Here is a 15,229-nt window from a genome sequence, read left to right as displayed (position 1 = left end):
TTCATCTGATCACGTCAATGCCTGTTGATATGCAGCACGATCTCCACGGCTTATTTCTTTCAGGTTTATTTTTATGACAAAGGGCATTGTTTGTTTTTGCAAGTTCTCAGGGATCACAATATCATAATATTCATATCCCGCTTTATCCCGCAATCCCTCTTTAATACGGGCAGGTTCGCCATTTATCAGAAATACGGCCTTGTCGATGACCGTCACATCTTCCTTGTTGTTTTTCGCTCTGGGCAATTTCACTCTCACAAGGTTATTCATTGGTTTATTGAAAACAGTTAGATAAATATCCTCATCACGCTGGGTTATGTATCCCCAATCCTGCTTCTCCAGTGTTGAGTTGTGCACACCGTATACCGCCTCGCTATTCACCCGCATCCAATTACCTATTTCACGGGCAATATCGGTTTCTTCCTGACGGATATTCCCTTTATCATCAGGACCAAAATTGACCACCAGATTACCATTCAACGCGTTCGCCTGCATCATCATTTCAATCAGATCGTAAGGTGTTTTCACGTACGACAACGACCAGTCACGATGATATCCCCACTGGTTCTCGGGAATGGTCATTACACAGTCCCAATCATTTCCCCCTACCTCTTCAAGCGATTTGGGCAGGTTACGCTCAAACCGCTGATCATAATCATCGATCAGGTCTCCGTTGGAATCTACGTGTCTTTTCCCATTTTCATCTGCCCTGAAACGGCTGCCTATAATCAATCCGGGATGCATATCACGAAGTTCCATACCGAGATTATCCACCCATTCAGCCTCTTTCATCCAGGCTCCGTCCCATGAACCGTCAAACCAGAGCCCCTTGATCTTGGGGTAATCCGTCAGCAGTTCTATCAACTGATTTCGGGTAAATTCCTTGAAAGATTGATAGCGGATACTATCCGATTCAGTCTTGAAGGGACGGTAATTCTCCCAATCGTTATTGCGAAGAAACTCATCTTTAGGCGCTCCCACCTGATATCCGGGATGGCTCCAGTCGATGATGGAAAAGTAAAGATGCACATCGATCCCTTCCGCTGTATAAGCATCTACAATCTCCCCTACGATATCCTTTTTACAAGGAGTATTGGCGATGGTATAATCGGTATATTTACTGGGCCACAGGCAGAAACCATCATGATGTTTCGTAGTGAAGATCATATATCTGGCACCCATATGCCTGGCTTGTTTCGCCCATGCTTTGGCATCGAAATTTAATGGATTGAACTGCTTGTAGAGATTGTCATATTCTTCTTTGGAAATTAATCCGGAAGAACGGAACCATTCGGCAGCATAGGTAGAGGTTTTTCCATTCCATTGCCCACCGGGGATAGCATACACACCCCAATGAATAAATTGCCCGAGCCCATGCTCCCGCCAGCGTTGCATTTCACTATCAGTACGAACTCCCTTACGGTACGCTCCGTGTTTAAGCTGTATAGTATTTCCTTGCTGCTGGGCATATAAACTCCCGAAAACCGTCAAGGTGACAAGTATAACAAACAGTATTATTCTCTTCATTCTCCTTTTTACTTCCAGGATAGTATCAAACGATAAATTCAGCGACCTCTATTTCTGATAAGCACCACTGGTAATATTATCAAGCCAATCCTGATTATCGATATACCACCTTACGGTCTTCTCTATGCCCTCTTCAAACTGCAAAGAGGGTTTCCATCCCAGTTCGTTCTTGATCTTTGTGGCATCGATAGCATAACGCAGGTCATGTCCGGCCCGGTCTGTTACATAGGTAATCAGTTTCTCTGACTCACCTTCTTTCCGACCCAATAAGCGATCTACCGTTTTGATGATTACCCGGATCAGATCGATATTCTTCCATTCGTTGAAACCTCCAATATTATAGGTATCTCCTATCTTTCCCTTATGAAAGATCTGATCAATGGCACGCGCATGATCTTCCACATAGAGCCAGTCTCTTACGTTTTCACCCTTTCCATACACAGGTAGTGGCTTATTCTGACGTATATTGTGGATGAAAAGTGGAATCAACTTCTCGGGGAACTGATTAGGTCCATAATTATTGGAACAGTTAGAGATAACGGTGGGAAGACCATATGTATCGTGATAAGCCCTTACGAAATGATCAGACGAAGCTTTAGATGCGGAATAAGGGCTATGTGGATCATATCTGGTCTCTTCCGTGAAAAAGGTATTATCGAAGGCCAGTGCACCATACACCTCATCGGTAGAGACATGATAAAAGAGTTTGCCATCGTATGCTCCCTGCCAACTCTCTTTTGCTGCCTGTAATAAATTCAACGTTCCAAGCACATTCGTTTTCGCAAATGAGAATGGATCTGTAATTGATCGGTCGACATGACTTTCTGCAGCCAGATGGATTACGTCAGTAACCTGGAAAGTGGAAAAAACCCCTTTTATTTCTTCAAAATCGTAGATATCTGCCCGCAGAAACCTATAATTAGGCTTTTGTTCCACATCTTTCAAATTGTAGAGATTTCCCGCGTAAGTCAGTTTATCAAGATTGATGATCTGATAATCGGAATATTGATTGACGAACAGACGCACCACATGGGAACCGATGAATCCGGCTCCCCCTGTGATCAGGATATTTTTCTTTGCCATGATATAATTATGCTGCCCCATATGGGTATTTAATATTCTCTATTTTTAATAAATTCATTTGTCTGCACAAAAGGTGGATTCTGCCGGTCTTTTTCAGAGAGGATGATATCTTCTTCAGGTAGGATCCAGTCGATACCGAGCTGCGGATCGTTCCAAAGGATTCCACTTTCATAATCCGGTGCGTAATAATTATCGCATTTATATAGAAAGACCGCCTCTTCGTCTAAAACCACAAAACCATGTGCACAGCCCCGTGGAATAAAAAGTTGACATTTATTATTTTCCGAAAGTTCGGTGGATATATGACGTCCATAGGTGGATGAATTCTTACGGATATCCACCACCACATCAAGCACTTTACCTTTTACCACACGCAACAGTTTAGCCTGCTCATAAGGAGGTTTCTGAAAGTGTAATCCTCTCACTACCCCATATCTCGACCTGCTCTCGTTGTCCTGTACAAAAACGGTTTTAGACACTTTCTCTTCAAACTCTTTCTGGGAAAACGATTCAAAAAAGTAACCCCGCTCATCACCAAACACCTTTGGCTCTATAATTACAACACCTTCTATTTCTGTCCCTATAATACGCATACAAACAACCTCCACCTCTTCACCTAATCACCTGTCCACTAATCCGATAAGATATTGGCCGTATAAGTTATTCTTCATTGACAGACCTATTTCCTTCAATTGCTCATTCGTGATCCAACCGTTCCGCCACGAAATCTCTTCGAGACAGGATATCTTCAATCCCTGCCGCTTCTCCAATACTTCGATAAAAGTGGATGCTTCCGAGAGGGAATCATGGGTACCGGTATCAAGCCATGCAAATCCACGGCCGAAAAGCAACATTTGCAACTTCTTTTCGTCAAGGAAAGCCTGATTAACGGAAGTGATTTCCAACTCCCCGCGGGCCGAAGGTTTAACCTGCTTCGCGATCTCTATCACCCGGTTAGGATAAAAATAAAGACCAGTAACCGCCCAATTGGATTTAGGTTCAATTGGTTTCTCTTCAATGCTCAATACCTTCCCATCCTGGTCTATCTCTGCTACACCGTAACGCTGCGGATTAGTCACATTATAACCAAAAACGGTGGCCAGGTCTTCTTTTTCTGCATCTTCTACTGCTTTGCGCAACATGGTAGGGAATCCCTGTCCATAGAAAATATTATCACCCAGCACCAGACAAACATCATTATCTCCAATGAATTCCTCACCAATAATGAAGGCCTGCGCCAACCCGTCGGGAGAAGGTTGTTCGGCATAACTGAAGTTCACACCATAATCGGAACCATCCCCGAGCAATCTCTGAAATCCGGGTAAATCAAGAGGTGTGGAGATAATAAGGATATCCCTGATTCCCGCCAGCATAAGTGCCGAAATGGGGTAATAAACCATTGGTTTATCAAAAATAGGAAGTAATTGTTTTGATATTCCCTTTGTAATCGGGTACAATCTCGTGCCGGAACCTCCGGCTAAAACGATCCCTTTCATAATTAATCCGGTTTTTCCACAAAGATATAAAAATATTTGATTTACAACTATTATTCCATTCCATTGTTATTCAGCTTTGTGGATTTCTCACCTCATGTGTTATCCGTCTGGTGTGATAAGCAACAACTATAGAATTAAATCGGGCCTCAGTCTCCTGGTACGCTCTACCGCCTGTTCATGACGCCATTCCTCTATTTTCCGCTCATGTCCCGATAATAACACATCCGGCACTTTCCATCCCTTGTATTCCGCAGGACGGGTATAGACCGGTGGTGCCAGCAATCCATCCTGAAACGAATCGGATAGAGCCGACTGCTCGTCACCAATAACCCCGGGAATGACACGTACCACAGCATCGGCAATCATTGCAGCAACCAGTTCACCTCCGGTGAGCACAAAATCACCGATAGAGATCTCGCGGGTAATAAGGTGTTCCCTCACCCGGTAATCAACGCCTTTGTAATGACCGCAAAGAATAATGATATTTTCCTTCAAGGAAAGCTCGTTGGCGGTAGATTGGGTAAATTGTTCGCCATCTGGAGTAGTGAAGATCACCTCATTATAATCTCTTTGTGATTTCAGATAGTTGATAGCCCTGTCGATAGGCTCTATCTGCATGACCATACCGGCTTCTCCACCGAATGGATAATCATCCACCCGTTTATGTTTATCGAGCGTATAATCACGTAGATTGTGTAATCCGAATTCCACTAATCCTTTTCCCTGCGCCCGCTTCAGAATACTGTTGTAAAGAGCTCCCTCAATCAGCTCGGGGAGCACGGTAATAATATCAATTCGCATAGACTTGCAATAAATTTCACCTCAAAAGTAATCAATCAGATTGGGAAAAGAAAAACTTTCAAACCAACAAATCTCTCAATTTCCTCCTTGCACAGGAGTACTACCTCCCTGAGAGTTGCCATCCTGATTCTGCATCACATCGTCGTTGCTAATCGTTCGCTGTACTTTTTTCATTGAAGATTTTAAGTCTCCAAACCTGTAAGTAACGCTCAGGTTAATATTCCGCATAGGATTAAGCATCTTGTTTTTTTGAGAGAAGCCCTCTCCGGTAGTCGTTGAAGAAAATTCTCTATATTTCGAGAAAAGGCTCATCACGGAAAGAGAAATATCGAGTTTCTTATCAAGGAAGCTCTTCGTCACATTAAGATTGTAGTGGTAAAAGGGTGATTGCTTGGTTTGTAATTGGACACGGCCGGTAAATATCCCACCCGTAAGTCCTGCACGGATATCATTGGGGAATGAAAAAGTAATGCCTCCGAAGCCACGGCCTGAGAAGCCACTGTTTCTCAACTCATTATCCTGTGTACTTTGGAGATCAGTATAACTGACACCTCCGTTAAGATAGGCACGGATCATCTGTATGGGAGTCCAGCTCAGATAAAGATTGGTTCCCACCATGCTGTTGCGCCCGATATTGTCGTAGGTATTGTGGGTCACTCCATTTCTGATAAAACTGTAATTTGTCACCGCATTCCTAGCAAATGAATAGGTGAGGGTAGCATTGATATTGAACTTTTGCGAGAACGATCCATAGTTGATGTTGAAGTTATGTTGATGCTCTGCATCGAGCCGATGGTTACCATAACTGATATTATTCGGGTCCACGTCATTCACATAAGGATTCAGTACCCTTATCCCCGGCCGGGAAATCCGCATGTTATACCCTCCCCGCAACGTTTGTGTCATCCCCAATTGGTAGGAAAGCGTAGCGGAGGGCACAAGATCAAAGAAGCTGGTATGAATAGTTGTATCCTGGTTAACATTCATAAAATGAATATCCTGTTGCGTATGTTCGGCACGCAAACCTACCTTCATCCCGACCTTACCTATTTTATACCCGTAACCGGCATATCCCGACACAATATCCTGCTGGTGATCGAGATCATTTTTTCGGTTTAAGTCGGGCTTCCATACACTTTCTTCCACATCAAAGAAAGTATGGTCTCCTATACTGGAATTATCCCTGAAAATATATTTTAATCCCGTTTCAATACTATGTTTGCCGTTAAGCGGATTGACATAGTCAACCTGCCCCGTATGTTCATTCCCGCCTGCATTATTCGCACTTTTCATCTTATATCCGTCGGGATAGTAAAATGTTCCCTCCACATTCTCATACTCGCTCTCGTATTCACTATCATTGGGATTATATTCATACCGGTAAGAGACTGTCAGCATTTCCCCTTTTCTCTTAAAATTACGTTGATAATCGGTCGACAGGTTCATTCCTCCATATTGCGACCGACTGTTACTCCAGGTATCGTATGAATACGGGCGAACTCCTTCCGAAACGCCTTTCTGCGAAGAAATAGAATTAAAATCACCCCCAAAATGGGATATAGACAAATTAAACAGATTCAGCGTATCAGGTTCATAACTAAGCGCTCCGCTAAAATGCAAACCCGATCCACTACCTTTATTCGTTCCATCGAGCGACAACCTGTTTACAGGATTGGTCTCTTCACGATAGAAGGAAGACTCGGATTTTGGACGTCTAAAATCATAATAACCTGCATTTCCGGTAAATCCAAACTTACCATACTTGGTGGCCAGATAGGCATTTCCTCCATAACCCCCGAAAGTATCACCGTTAGCACCCACAGAACCGGAATAACCATCGTCGGCACGCTTGTCGGTCACGATATTGATGATTCCTCCTATCCCTTCGGCATCGTATTTGGCTCCGGGATCAGTGATTACCTCAATATCCTTCACACTGTTGGCAGGCATACTTTTCAGTACCTGAGAAGGATTGGAACTGATCATATTGGAAGGTTTCCCGTTCATGTATATCTTGAAATTAGAAGAACCTTTCAGTTGAATCTCATCCTCACCGTCAACCGTAACCAGAGGTACCTTGCGCAGCAGATCGAGCACATTGGAAGTAGACGATTCCGGGTCGTTCTTGGCGTTATAAGTCAGCTTATCAATCTCCACCTTTACCAGCGGCGCCTGTGCTGTTATACTTATCTCCTGAAGTTCGACAGAATTCTCAGTCATCTCAATCACGCCCATGTCAAATGGATCTTTCGTTGGAAGAACTTCTACCAATTTTTCTACCGTATTCAATCCTATAAAATAAAAGGTGAAGACGTATTTTCCGGCAGCCAGTGGAATTGAGAATGTCCCATCCTCCCGTGTGGCCAGTTTTTTCAATGAACTGGTGGGAGTGGCTTCGTGGGCCACCGAAATAGTAGCAAAAGGCAATCCATCCTGATCGGATGCCGATATCAATCTCCCCTTCACTGTAACCGTCTGAGCCAATAATACTGTTGAAAAGAAAAAACCCATCAAAAAAATAAAGGTTTGTCTCATTGATGCTTTATATGGTTTTGTTCATTGCTTATTTTGAAGCGCTAAAAGTACACATTTAATTGAAAGCACATCTAAAAAAGAGTTCACTATTACGAATATTTAGTAATAGATTTTTTATTTAGATTTCATTTTTGCATATTTAAACATCAAAATGCGAAATTATTCTAGAATTACATCCACTATTTCAACTTTTATTGTACTATTGCAGGTCTTTTTAGACTGACATTTTTTATCATCATTAATATTTTCATGACATGCGAGCACTAATCAATGCATTCATCATACATCTCACTCTCAATATTTTAATTTTTCTGAAGGGATGGAATACCTTTGAAGGTAAAAAAACTGCACGTATCATAATGGTCGTTGTTTTCGGTGCGGAACTACTAATTTACACAATCGGTTTTATTTTTTACCGATATCTGCCGGAGGATATCACTCAATTTATCCGGGTGATGGGCACCAGTTGGATGTTATTCTTGTTATACAATGGAGGTTTATGGTTGATTATTGACCTAATCAATGCCATTCGACAAAAAATTTCACACAAGCCATGGCGTGTCCGGGAGCAATCCCGGCGATTCAAGGTCATCACATATCTCATTCCGATGATCATTGTCACGGGGATCATGATTCATGGCAGATACCGATTCATGCATCCGGTAGTACAACAGGTACCCATAACGATCGATAAACCTGCAGAAGGTATGGATTCGATACGTATTGCGATGATAGGAGATCTTCATTTAGGCTATATGATCAACAAAAAACACACAAAAAGATTTGTGGATCTCATCATGGCGCAGCAACCCGATTTGATTCTCTTTGTGGGAGATATCATCGATTCACATATTGAACCGATCCTACAACAAAAAATGGATGAAGAATTATCGCGTTTATCTGCACCCTTAGGTGTCTTTTCCTGTACCGGTAATCATGAGTACCGCTATGACACGGAAGAAAAGATCGCCCTTCTGAACAAAGCAGGGATTACCATATTACGTGACTCCGCGGTATTAATCGGAAATAGCTTCTATGTAGTAGGACGTGAGGACAAAGTTGTCCCTACACGCAAATCGTTGAAAGAGTTACTTTTTCTCCAATCGGTAGAAATGTCGAAACCGGTAATCGTGCTAAATCACACCCCCGACAATCTCGCCGAAGAGGCGGAAGCAGGGGTAGATATAGCTCTTTACGGGCATACGCACCACGGACAGGTTTTTCCCGGGAATATAGCTACAGAACTCAGTTTTGAGGTAGCTCACGGTTACAGGAAAAAAAAGGATACGCATATTTATGTGACTTCCGGGATCGGACTCGTTGGCCCCCAATACCGTATCGGCACAGTATCGGAAATGGTGATGCTTACTGTTAGATTCAGAGAGTGACTACAGGCTGTCGACCGTCTTTTCAAGATGGACAGAGTGAGATCCTTTCAGCAAAATATAATGATTGGAAACAGGATTCTTTTTCAGAGTCTCTACTAACTCTTCCACATCGTTAAACAACCGGAAAGTGTCGTTTAGAGCAATCCATTTACTGAAGGCGGAACCTACCAGAAAAATATTATCGAAAGATTGTTCTCTCAGAAACAGTATGATTTTTTCATGTTCATCATCGCTGGTTTCACCTAACTCTTTCATCTCTCCCAGAATCACCATTTTAGGCAACGAGGAAGGGATCGATGAAAAGAACTCCAACGAAGCCTTCATGCTCGAAGGATTGGCATTATAGGCATCGATAATCAGGTCGTTTTTATCGGTACGCTTAAACTGCGACCGGTGATTTGTAGGTTCGTATTCTTCCAACGCTGAGCTGATCCTCTCGGCATTGATTCCGAAAAATTTACAAACCGCAACGGCAGCAATAGCATTGTCAAAGTTGAATTCACCTACCAACCTTGTCTTGACTCTGTAGGAACTGTCGAAAAAACTCCAATCGAATTCCAAAAAAGGAGTAGCATTTGCAATCGTACCGGAGGCAAAAAGCGATGCGTCATTCTTGCCGTAAAGGATGCGATCCATCCCTTCCGATCTCTCATGGAGAATCTGATTATCCTTATTGACAAACACTTTCCCTCCTTGTTGCCGGACGAAATCATATAATTCACATTTGGTGTCGACTAAACCCTCAAAGCTGCCAAAACCCTCCATATGTGCTTTTCCCACATTGGTAATAATTCCATAATTAGGTTCGGCAATCTGGCAGAGCTCCCGGATATCTCCCGGATGGCTGGCTCCCATTTCCACCACACCTATCTCATGCGATTTATTCATCGATAGCAATGTAAGTGGCACACCAATATGATTGTTTAAATTTCCCTGGGTATAAGCAACCTTAAACTCTTTCGAGAGAGCCACTGCTATGAGTTCTTTGGTAGTGGTCTTGCCATTCGTACCCGTGATTCCGATAATAGGAATCTTCAATTTCTTCCGGTGCCAGTTAGCCAATTTCTGAAGCGAAAGCAGTACATCATCCACCAGGATAATCCTCTCGTTCTCCCTCTCCGGAGCTTCATCCACCACAGCGTAAGCACATCCCGTTTCTATCGCCTTTTCAGCGAATAGGTTCCCATTAAACCTCTCCCCCTTTAATGCAAAGAAGATAGAGTCTTTGGGGCATATTCGAGAATCGGTAGTAACGACAGGATGCTGAAGGAGCAGATTATAAAGTGCTGCTGTTTCCATATAACTAAAGGTCTATAAGCCTAGTTTCTTCGCAATGGATGCGGGAATAGCATCCCGGTGCAGTACAATACTCAGGGTCTTATAACGTACAAACGGATCGGAGGCATACCAGAGACCTTTATAAGGCCCTGTCTCACCCCACGAATTTTTTACCATATAAAATTTATTTCCATTCTGGTCTTTTACAATGCCATAAATCAGCATACCATGATCATCTGTAGTCTGGTAATTATCATATGACAATTGTCTCATCTCCTGGGTAATCTGTTTTTCAGTAAGGATCTCCTTTCCGATACGGCCTTTCAGGTTGGCATCCCTCTCACGGGTAGAAAGACCGAGCCACCTGGCCTGATCGGAACCTGCATTTTCGGCTGAATTCTCGTCGGGAATAATGGCAATCCCTTCACGGGAAAAACCGGCTTCGCTCACATCCGACGCCCATGCGACGGTATATCCCTTTATAATCGCATTCTCCATCACTTCCATCAGTTCTTCAAGAGGAAGGTTATATGAGTTCGCCCAACGCCAGTTATCGGGTACTTCAACCGCAAAAGGTTTATAAAAAGGGTGATGTGTAAAAGAAGTCAGCGAAACATAATCTTCTTGCTTCAGCCCGAGAAAATCCTTGAAAGTATGGGGGGTGTATTGCTTGCCCTGATAGGTAAATGTTTCGGGCAGAGGACCAAGATAAGTATCGAGGATTGCTGAAAATCCGTTAAGCCAGACAGGAGAAAGCCCACGTGCATCAATAATCCCATCCATATACCCTTTCAACACTTTATCCAGTTCACCATGGTCATGGCTCTCAGAACCGTAATTTAGTCCGCGGTATGCATCCTCCAGCATTATCCCGTATTTATCGAGAGTCTCCACCACATCGGCAAAAGAACCACCGGCTGCAAAATTCAGGCTACCATGCAAACGGGCATATTTTATGGCCTTATCTTCATAATTTCTGCGAACGATATACATTTCGGAAAGATCGAATTCCTCTTTACCCATACGGATCAGTTCCGACTCCAACAACCCCACGCCGGAGAAACTCCAGCAGGTTCCGGAACTGGCCTGGTTTTTAACAGATGTAATCGGGTTTTCCTTTACTACCGAGAAGTTATATACACCCTGCGCCGAGATGGTTATCGCCGCCGAAATAAAAATAAAGACCGCAATCAATTTGTTCATAATATTTTTGATTATTATTTAGTTGTTGTTTGTAAAATATTCGATGTGCAAAGCACAAATATACCATAAATCGGGGAAATTCTTCCGTTTTCAGATCACTATTTCAGTAAAAAGTCAAAAAAAAAGTATCTTTACAGAGTCAAATTAATTATTTTGATATGGATGATTTAAAACCTACAAAAAAAAGAATGCGCAAGGGACTGTTATGGTTCTTTGGGATATTGATAGTTGCCCTCGGAATTTTTATCTATGTACGTTTCTATTATGTATTCGGTACGGGAGTAAAATCGGGGGAGTTGAACTATCTGGTTTATAAAGGGGTGATTTTTAAAACTTACGAAGGAAAACTGATCCAATCAGGGTTCCGCGCCGACAGGCCCGGCGGCTTACAGTCAAATCAATTTGAATTCTCTGTGGAAAATGAAGAGATCGCAAAACGATTAATGATATCGAGCGGCAAGAATGTACAGTTACATTACAAAGAATATTTCGGTACACTACCCTGGCGGGGATACACTAAATTTATCGTAGATAGTATTATCGTGATAGAGGAAAAACCTATCGGCAGGGATTTGGAAGAGGAACTGACACCCTATATCCTGGAATCGATGTAAGGGGCTTTGAGGATGGTGCAAAAAAAATTCTATGTCGTTTGGAAGGGAGTAAAACCTGGAATCTACAGTTCCTGGGATGATTGCAAGGCACAGGTTCTGGGCTTCGACAATGCTCTCTACAAATCGTTTACAACGCGAGAGGAGGCCGAAAAGGCTTTCTGTGGGAATCCGTGGAAATCGCTGAACAGCCAGCAAGGGAAAAAAGTGATATCTGCAACCGCCATCCAATCTGCAGTTACATCAACAGCCAATGTCACGACAAAAATATTACCCGACAGCATTGCCGTAGATGCTGCCTGTAGTGGTAATCCCGGTTTGATGGAATACCGGGGAGTATTTGTCGCAGACGGGGCAGAGATCTTTCATTTGGGACCGATGGAAGACGGGACAAACAATATAGGGGAATTCCTTGCGATTGTCCATGCGTTGGCACTTCTCAAAAAGAAAAACAGTAACATCCCCATTTATTCCGACAGTGTGAATGCCATGAAATGGATAGCCAATAAAAAATGTAAGACCAAGCTGGAGCAAACTCTGGCCAATAAACCGATTTTCGAGTTGATTGAACGTGCAGAAAACTGGCTCCAGAACAACAGTTACTCCAACCCGATCCTGAAATGGGAAACAAAGTTATGGGGCGAAAATCCCGCCGATTTCGGGAGGAAATAGCTTCTCTTTGAAATTCACATCGTACGGTTCCGCATATATTTTACTATTCATTTACTTCTGATAGATGCGGATATAATCGACGAACATCCTGTTTTTTGTTTTCTCGAAAGAGCCATAACCTCCTGTTGGGATATCGCCTGCCCACCCTTTATCTTCAATTTCTGTGCTCAGGATAACATACTCCGGCACGTAGGATATTGCTTCGGTTGAACTCCAGGTTTTTACTCCATCTATGTAAAATGTATACTCCTCGGGAGTCCATAATAAACCGTATGTATGATATCCCTCCAGTTGTCCGCTCATCAACTCTCCACTTCCAAGTGATTTATGAAATTCACCATACCCGTTCCAATGCAGATTGTGGCATCCATAACGGCCATTTTGAGGGACAAATTCAATAATATCGATTTCAACTCCGGTTTGTTTTGGATTATCCACCGCTGTAAAGCCATCCTTAAATTGATTATACATAATCCAGAAGGCTCCCCACGATCCCAATTCGATATCAAACTTAATACGGGCTTCATAATAACCGAAAGTAAAGTTCTCTTTTGTTTGAATCATTCCAGCATGATGCACGGTGTCAATCCCGTTCACATTGGTCCAATTACGGATCTCCAACTCACCGTTTTCATTCACAAGGCAAGCTTCTTTGATATTCACAGCGGTTCTGCGTTTACCCAAATTATGGAATCCCCACACGGTCGTGTCCAATGCGCTGCTATTGAATTCGTCCTGAAAAACAAGCTTATATCCTGGGAGATCGATATCAGGCTTGATTTGTTGCTTATTACTACCGCAACCCATCATTAAGAACAAGAAGGGAGAGAAATAAAAAAATAATTTATTCATTTTATCAAGAAATTAAATTGATGACAATTAAAGCAATATGGTTATATTTATTTTCCGGGTGTACTGAATTTTTTTGAAGCATGATCGATGACCAATACCCAATCGTTCTCTACTCCTAATGCAGGCGGGGTGAATTGCATTGAATTTCTGTTTTTCAGTTTCCCGATATATTTTGTTTCTGCATTCCTGGGATTATACCACCAACACTTCACTTTTCCGGATTTGACCGATGTAGCATCTACACTGATCTCCTTGCCTACCGGCAAATAAACCATCAGATACCTACCCTTTTCATCCCTGAACGCAATTATATACTCCCCCTTCTCTCCCTGTCCATCCCTGATTATATCCTGATCGGGAATACGGTTCAGGCTGGGACGACTCTCAACCAGCTTCCTCAAATAACCGGCCTGATAAGCACCGGGCCTGTCCAGCGCTTCGGTCCAGTATCTGTCGGCATAGTTCAGTTTCTCCACCGACGGGTTATAAAATTGCCAGACAGCATGATGTCCGTAGGTCACACCAAACGCACCGGCAAAAACCGAACGATATATCTGCTTCCTCACATCGTAGTCCCTGAAATACCCTTTTTCAGGAGTCCATCCCCGCCAGGGATCAAGGGGATGGTCTTCATAGCAGGGTTCACTGTCGATGGTAGGCTTTGCCGGCTGCATAGCCCAGTCTCTTTCAATGGTTTTCCAAACCGGCTGGTCTTTCACGGTATGTCCCGATTGATTCATATTGAAATCCATCCAGGGTTGCTGATGCAACATGGGAGCGGTCTCCCATGTATATCCTCCAGGATGGAAAGATTTCAGAAAAGGTCTCCCGGTACCATCATCAAGGCCTTTTGCCATCGCTTCATATACCGGTTTCCAGTCATTTTTATCATCCTGTGGAGGACGATCACCTCCCAACACCCAAACGATATTGGTTTTATCCTTGTAGCGTTTACCAAGGAACAAACCGTAACGGTAAGCATTTTCGGGTGTAAAAATGGCGGGGCCCATCCCTCCATAGTTCAAGGTGACTTTATCACCCCATGTGGGGAGAAGCGCCATAATCATCCTACGTTCCTCTGCCATCCTGACAACCGTATCCACTAACTTAAAATAACCTTCATTGGGTTTGTCAGGATTCATCTCAATGAGAGGCAGATGTCCATACCTGTTCGGTACACGGAGACCATCCAATTCAGACAGGATCACAACCTGGATCACGTTGAACCCTTTTGCCTTTCGATTGTCGAGATACAGTGCAATCTCCTCCAATGTAAGGCGGTGGAACAATTCCCAGGCGGTATCCCCCAGCCAGAAAAAAGGTGCACCATCGGCATATTGCAGGTAATGGCCGTTGGGTGTGACCTGAACAGGTCCCCGGTTATCCTGCGCATAAATAGATACCATACTCAGGATGGAACAAATTGTATGCACTAAAACGATCTTCTTCATACCTTATATTTTATTGTTTACAACGATTGCCCGCTGCAAATAGCATCATTGTTTACCAAAGAGTTGCAAATATTTGGCAACTGATTCAGGATTCTATTCCTGTTGTCCATCCGTCCACAAGGCACACTTGATATAGAAATCATACTCGTTGAAATAACACTCGGCTACCATGATATCCGCATTATTTTTAAAGACGTTACACATATACTCGATATATTGAGGTACATCCCCAGGACCTTTCATTCCATGTAATTCCCATTCGGGCAGCATCAATCCTTTCTTATGCGCACGCACGAAATCGGCAACATCCTGCAAACCCAACCCCCATGAAG

General features: G+C 43.1%; 14 protein-coding genes. 3 read left to right on the top strand and 11 right to left on the bottom strand.

Going from position 1 to position 15,229, the window contains the following annotated elements:
- Positions 1-9 precede the first annotated feature (9 nt).
- The 6 genes from VB073_RS03015 to VB073_RS02990 all read right to left on the bottom strand — a co-directional run bounded on the left by VB073_RS03015 (position 10) and on the right by VB073_RS02990 (position 7,442).
- Positions 10-1,527, bottom strand: coding sequence for an alpha-L-fucosidase (locus VB073_RS03015; protein WP_323402663.1), 1,518 nt, complete (start codon positions 1,525-1,527; stop codon positions 10-12).
- 48 nt (positions 1,528-1,575) lie between these two features.
- Entirely contained in the window at positions 1,576-2,610 is a 1,035-nt protein-coding gene (gene rfbB / locus VB073_RS03010; RefSeq protein WP_416349491.1) for a dTDP-glucose 4,6-dehydratase, read from the bottom strand.
- Positions 2,611-2,639: 29 nt separating this feature from the next.
- Positions 2,640-3,203: a dTDP-4-dehydrorhamnose 3,5-epimerase gene (rfbC, locus tag VB073_RS03005; RefSeq protein WP_323402662.1), complete on the bottom strand. Its 564-nt coding sequence runs from the start codon at positions 3,201-3,203 to the stop codon at positions 2,640-2,642.
- Between the two features lie 27 nt (positions 3,204-3,230).
- Entirely contained in the window at positions 3,231-4,106 is an 876-nt protein-coding gene (rfbA, locus tag VB073_RS03000; RefSeq protein WP_323402661.1) for a glucose-1-phosphate thymidylyltransferase RfbA, read from the bottom strand.
- 126 nt (positions 4,107-4,232) lie between these two features.
- The gene (trmD, locus tag VB073_RS02995) at positions 4,233-4,907 is read right to left on the bottom strand and encodes a tRNA (guanosine(37)-N1)-methyltransferase TrmD (RefSeq protein ID WP_323402660.1); all 675 of its coding nucleotides are present in this window, start codon (positions 4,905-4,907) and stop codon (positions 4,233-4,235) included.
- A gap of 75 nt (positions 4,908-4,982) precedes the next feature.
- Complete coding sequence (locus VB073_RS02990) at positions 4,983-7,442, bottom strand: TonB-dependent receptor domain-containing protein (protein WP_323402659.1); 2,460 nt, start codon at positions 7,440-7,442, stop codon at positions 4,983-4,985.
- A gap of 254 nt (positions 7,443-7,696) precedes the next feature.
- On the opposite strand from VB073_RS02990, the gene VB073_RS02985 reads away from it, so the two are divergent.
- The gene (locus tag VB073_RS02985) at positions 7,697-8,830 is read left to right on the top strand and encodes a metallophosphoesterase (protein ID WP_323402658.1); all 1,134 of its coding nucleotides are present in this window, start codon (positions 7,697-7,699) and stop codon (positions 8,828-8,830) included.
- Here VB073_RS02985 and VB073_RS02980 read toward each other — a convergent pair whose 3' ends face one another.
- The gene (locus tag VB073_RS02980) at positions 8,831-10,129 is read right to left on the bottom strand and encodes a UDP-N-acetylmuramoyl-tripeptide--D-alanyl-D-alanine ligase (protein ID WP_323402657.1); all 1,299 of its coding nucleotides are present in this window, start codon (positions 10,127-10,129) and stop codon (positions 8,831-8,833) included.
- 12 nt (positions 10,130-10,141) lie between these two features.
- On the bottom strand, positions 10,142-11,326 hold the full coding sequence (locus VB073_RS02975; RefSeq protein ID WP_416349494.1) for an aminopeptidase C: 1,185 nt from the start codon (positions 11,324-11,326) through the stop codon (positions 10,142-10,144).
- A gap of 143 nt (positions 11,327-11,469) precedes the next feature.
- Here VB073_RS02975 and VB073_RS02970 point away from each other — a divergent pair, with 143 nt between their 5' ends.
- Positions 11,470-11,925, top strand: a complete 456-nt coding sequence (locus VB073_RS02970; protein ID WP_416349490.1) for a hypothetical protein — start codon at positions 11,470-11,472, stop codon at positions 11,923-11,925.
- Positions 11,926-11,937: 12 nt separating this feature from the next.
- Entirely contained in the window at positions 11,938-12,594 is a 657-nt protein-coding gene (locus VB073_RS02965) for a ribonuclease H family protein (RefSeq protein ID WP_323402655.1), read from the top strand.
- A gap of 51 nt (positions 12,595-12,645) precedes the next feature.
- On the opposite strand, the gene VB073_RS02960 is transcribed toward VB073_RS02965, so the two are convergent.
- From VB073_RS02960 to VB073_RS02950, 3 genes are all read right to left on the bottom strand, one after another.
- Entirely contained in the window at positions 12,646-13,446 is an 801-nt protein-coding gene (locus VB073_RS02960; RefSeq protein ID WP_323402654.1) for a glycoside hydrolase family 16 protein, read from the bottom strand.
- A gap of 47 nt (positions 13,447-13,493) precedes the next feature.
- Positions 13,494-14,897 carry a glycoside hydrolase family 140 protein gene (locus tag VB073_RS02955; protein ID WP_323402653.1) on the bottom strand — a complete coding sequence of 468 codons (1,404 nt, stop codon included), beginning with the start codon at positions 14,895-14,897 and terminating at the stop codon, positions 13,494-13,496.
- A 93-nt stretch (positions 14,898-14,990) separates the two neighbouring features.
- Positions 14,991-15,218 (bottom strand): hypothetical protein, encoded by a 228-nt coding sequence (locus VB073_RS02950; RefSeq protein ID WP_323402652.1) that lies wholly within the window; start codon positions 15,216-15,218, stop codon positions 14,991-14,993.
- Between the last annotated feature and the right edge of the window lie 11 nt (positions 15,219-15,229).

Source organism: Proteiniphilum sp., from assembly GCF_034927365.1.
Lineage (GTDB): Bacteria > Bacteroidota > Bacteroidia > Bacteroidales > Dysgonomonadaceae > Proteiniphilum.
The sequence above is the reverse complement of the archived record's forward strand: the minus strand, read 5'-3'. Positions and strand labels throughout refer to the sequence as shown.

Bases quoted from the DNA above. Each gene is read 5' to 3' on its own strand.
- VB073_RS03015 (WP_323402663.1), bottom strand. From the start codon at position 1,527: ATGAAGAGAATAATACTGTTTGTTATACTTGTCACCTTGACGGTTTTC.
- rfbB (WP_416349491.1), bottom strand. From the start codon at position 2,610: ATGGCAAAGAAAAATATCCTGATCACAGGGGGAGCCGGATTCATCGGT.
- rfbC (WP_323402662.1), bottom strand. From the start codon at position 3,203: ATGCGTATTATAGGGACAGAAATAGAAGGTGTTGTAATTATAGAGCCA.
- rfbA (WP_323402661.1), bottom strand. From the start codon at position 4,106: ATGAAAGGGATCGTTTTAGCCGGAGGTTCCGGCACGAGATTGTACCCG.
- trmD (WP_323402660.1), bottom strand. From the start codon at position 4,907: ATGCGAATTGATATTATTACCGTGCTCCCCGAGCTGATTGAGGGAGCT.
- VB073_RS02990 (WP_323402659.1), bottom strand. From the start codon at position 7,442: ATGAGACAAACCTTTATTTTTTTGATGGGTTTTTTCTTTTCAACAGTA.
- VB073_RS02985 (WP_323402658.1), top strand. From the start codon at position 7,697: ATGCGAGCACTAATCAATGCATTCATCATACATCTCACTCTCAATATT.
- VB073_RS02980 (WP_323402657.1), bottom strand. From the start codon at position 10,129: ATGGAAACAGCAGCACTTTATAATCTGCTCCTTCAGCATCCTGTCGTT.
- VB073_RS02970 (WP_416349490.1), top strand. From the start codon at position 11,470: ATGGATGATTTAAAACCTACAAAAAAAAGAATGCGCAAGGGACTGTTA.
- VB073_RS02965 (WP_323402655.1), top strand. From the start codon at position 11,938: ATGGTGCAAAAAAAATTCTATGTCGTTTGGAAGGGAGTAAAACCTGGA.
- VB073_RS02960 (WP_323402654.1), bottom strand. From the start codon at position 13,446: ATGAATAAATTATTTTTTTATTTCTCTCCCTTCTTGTTCTTAATGATG.
- VB073_RS02955 (WP_323402653.1), bottom strand. From the start codon at position 14,897: ATGAAGAAGATCGTTTTAGTGCATACAATTTGTTCCATCCTGAGTATG.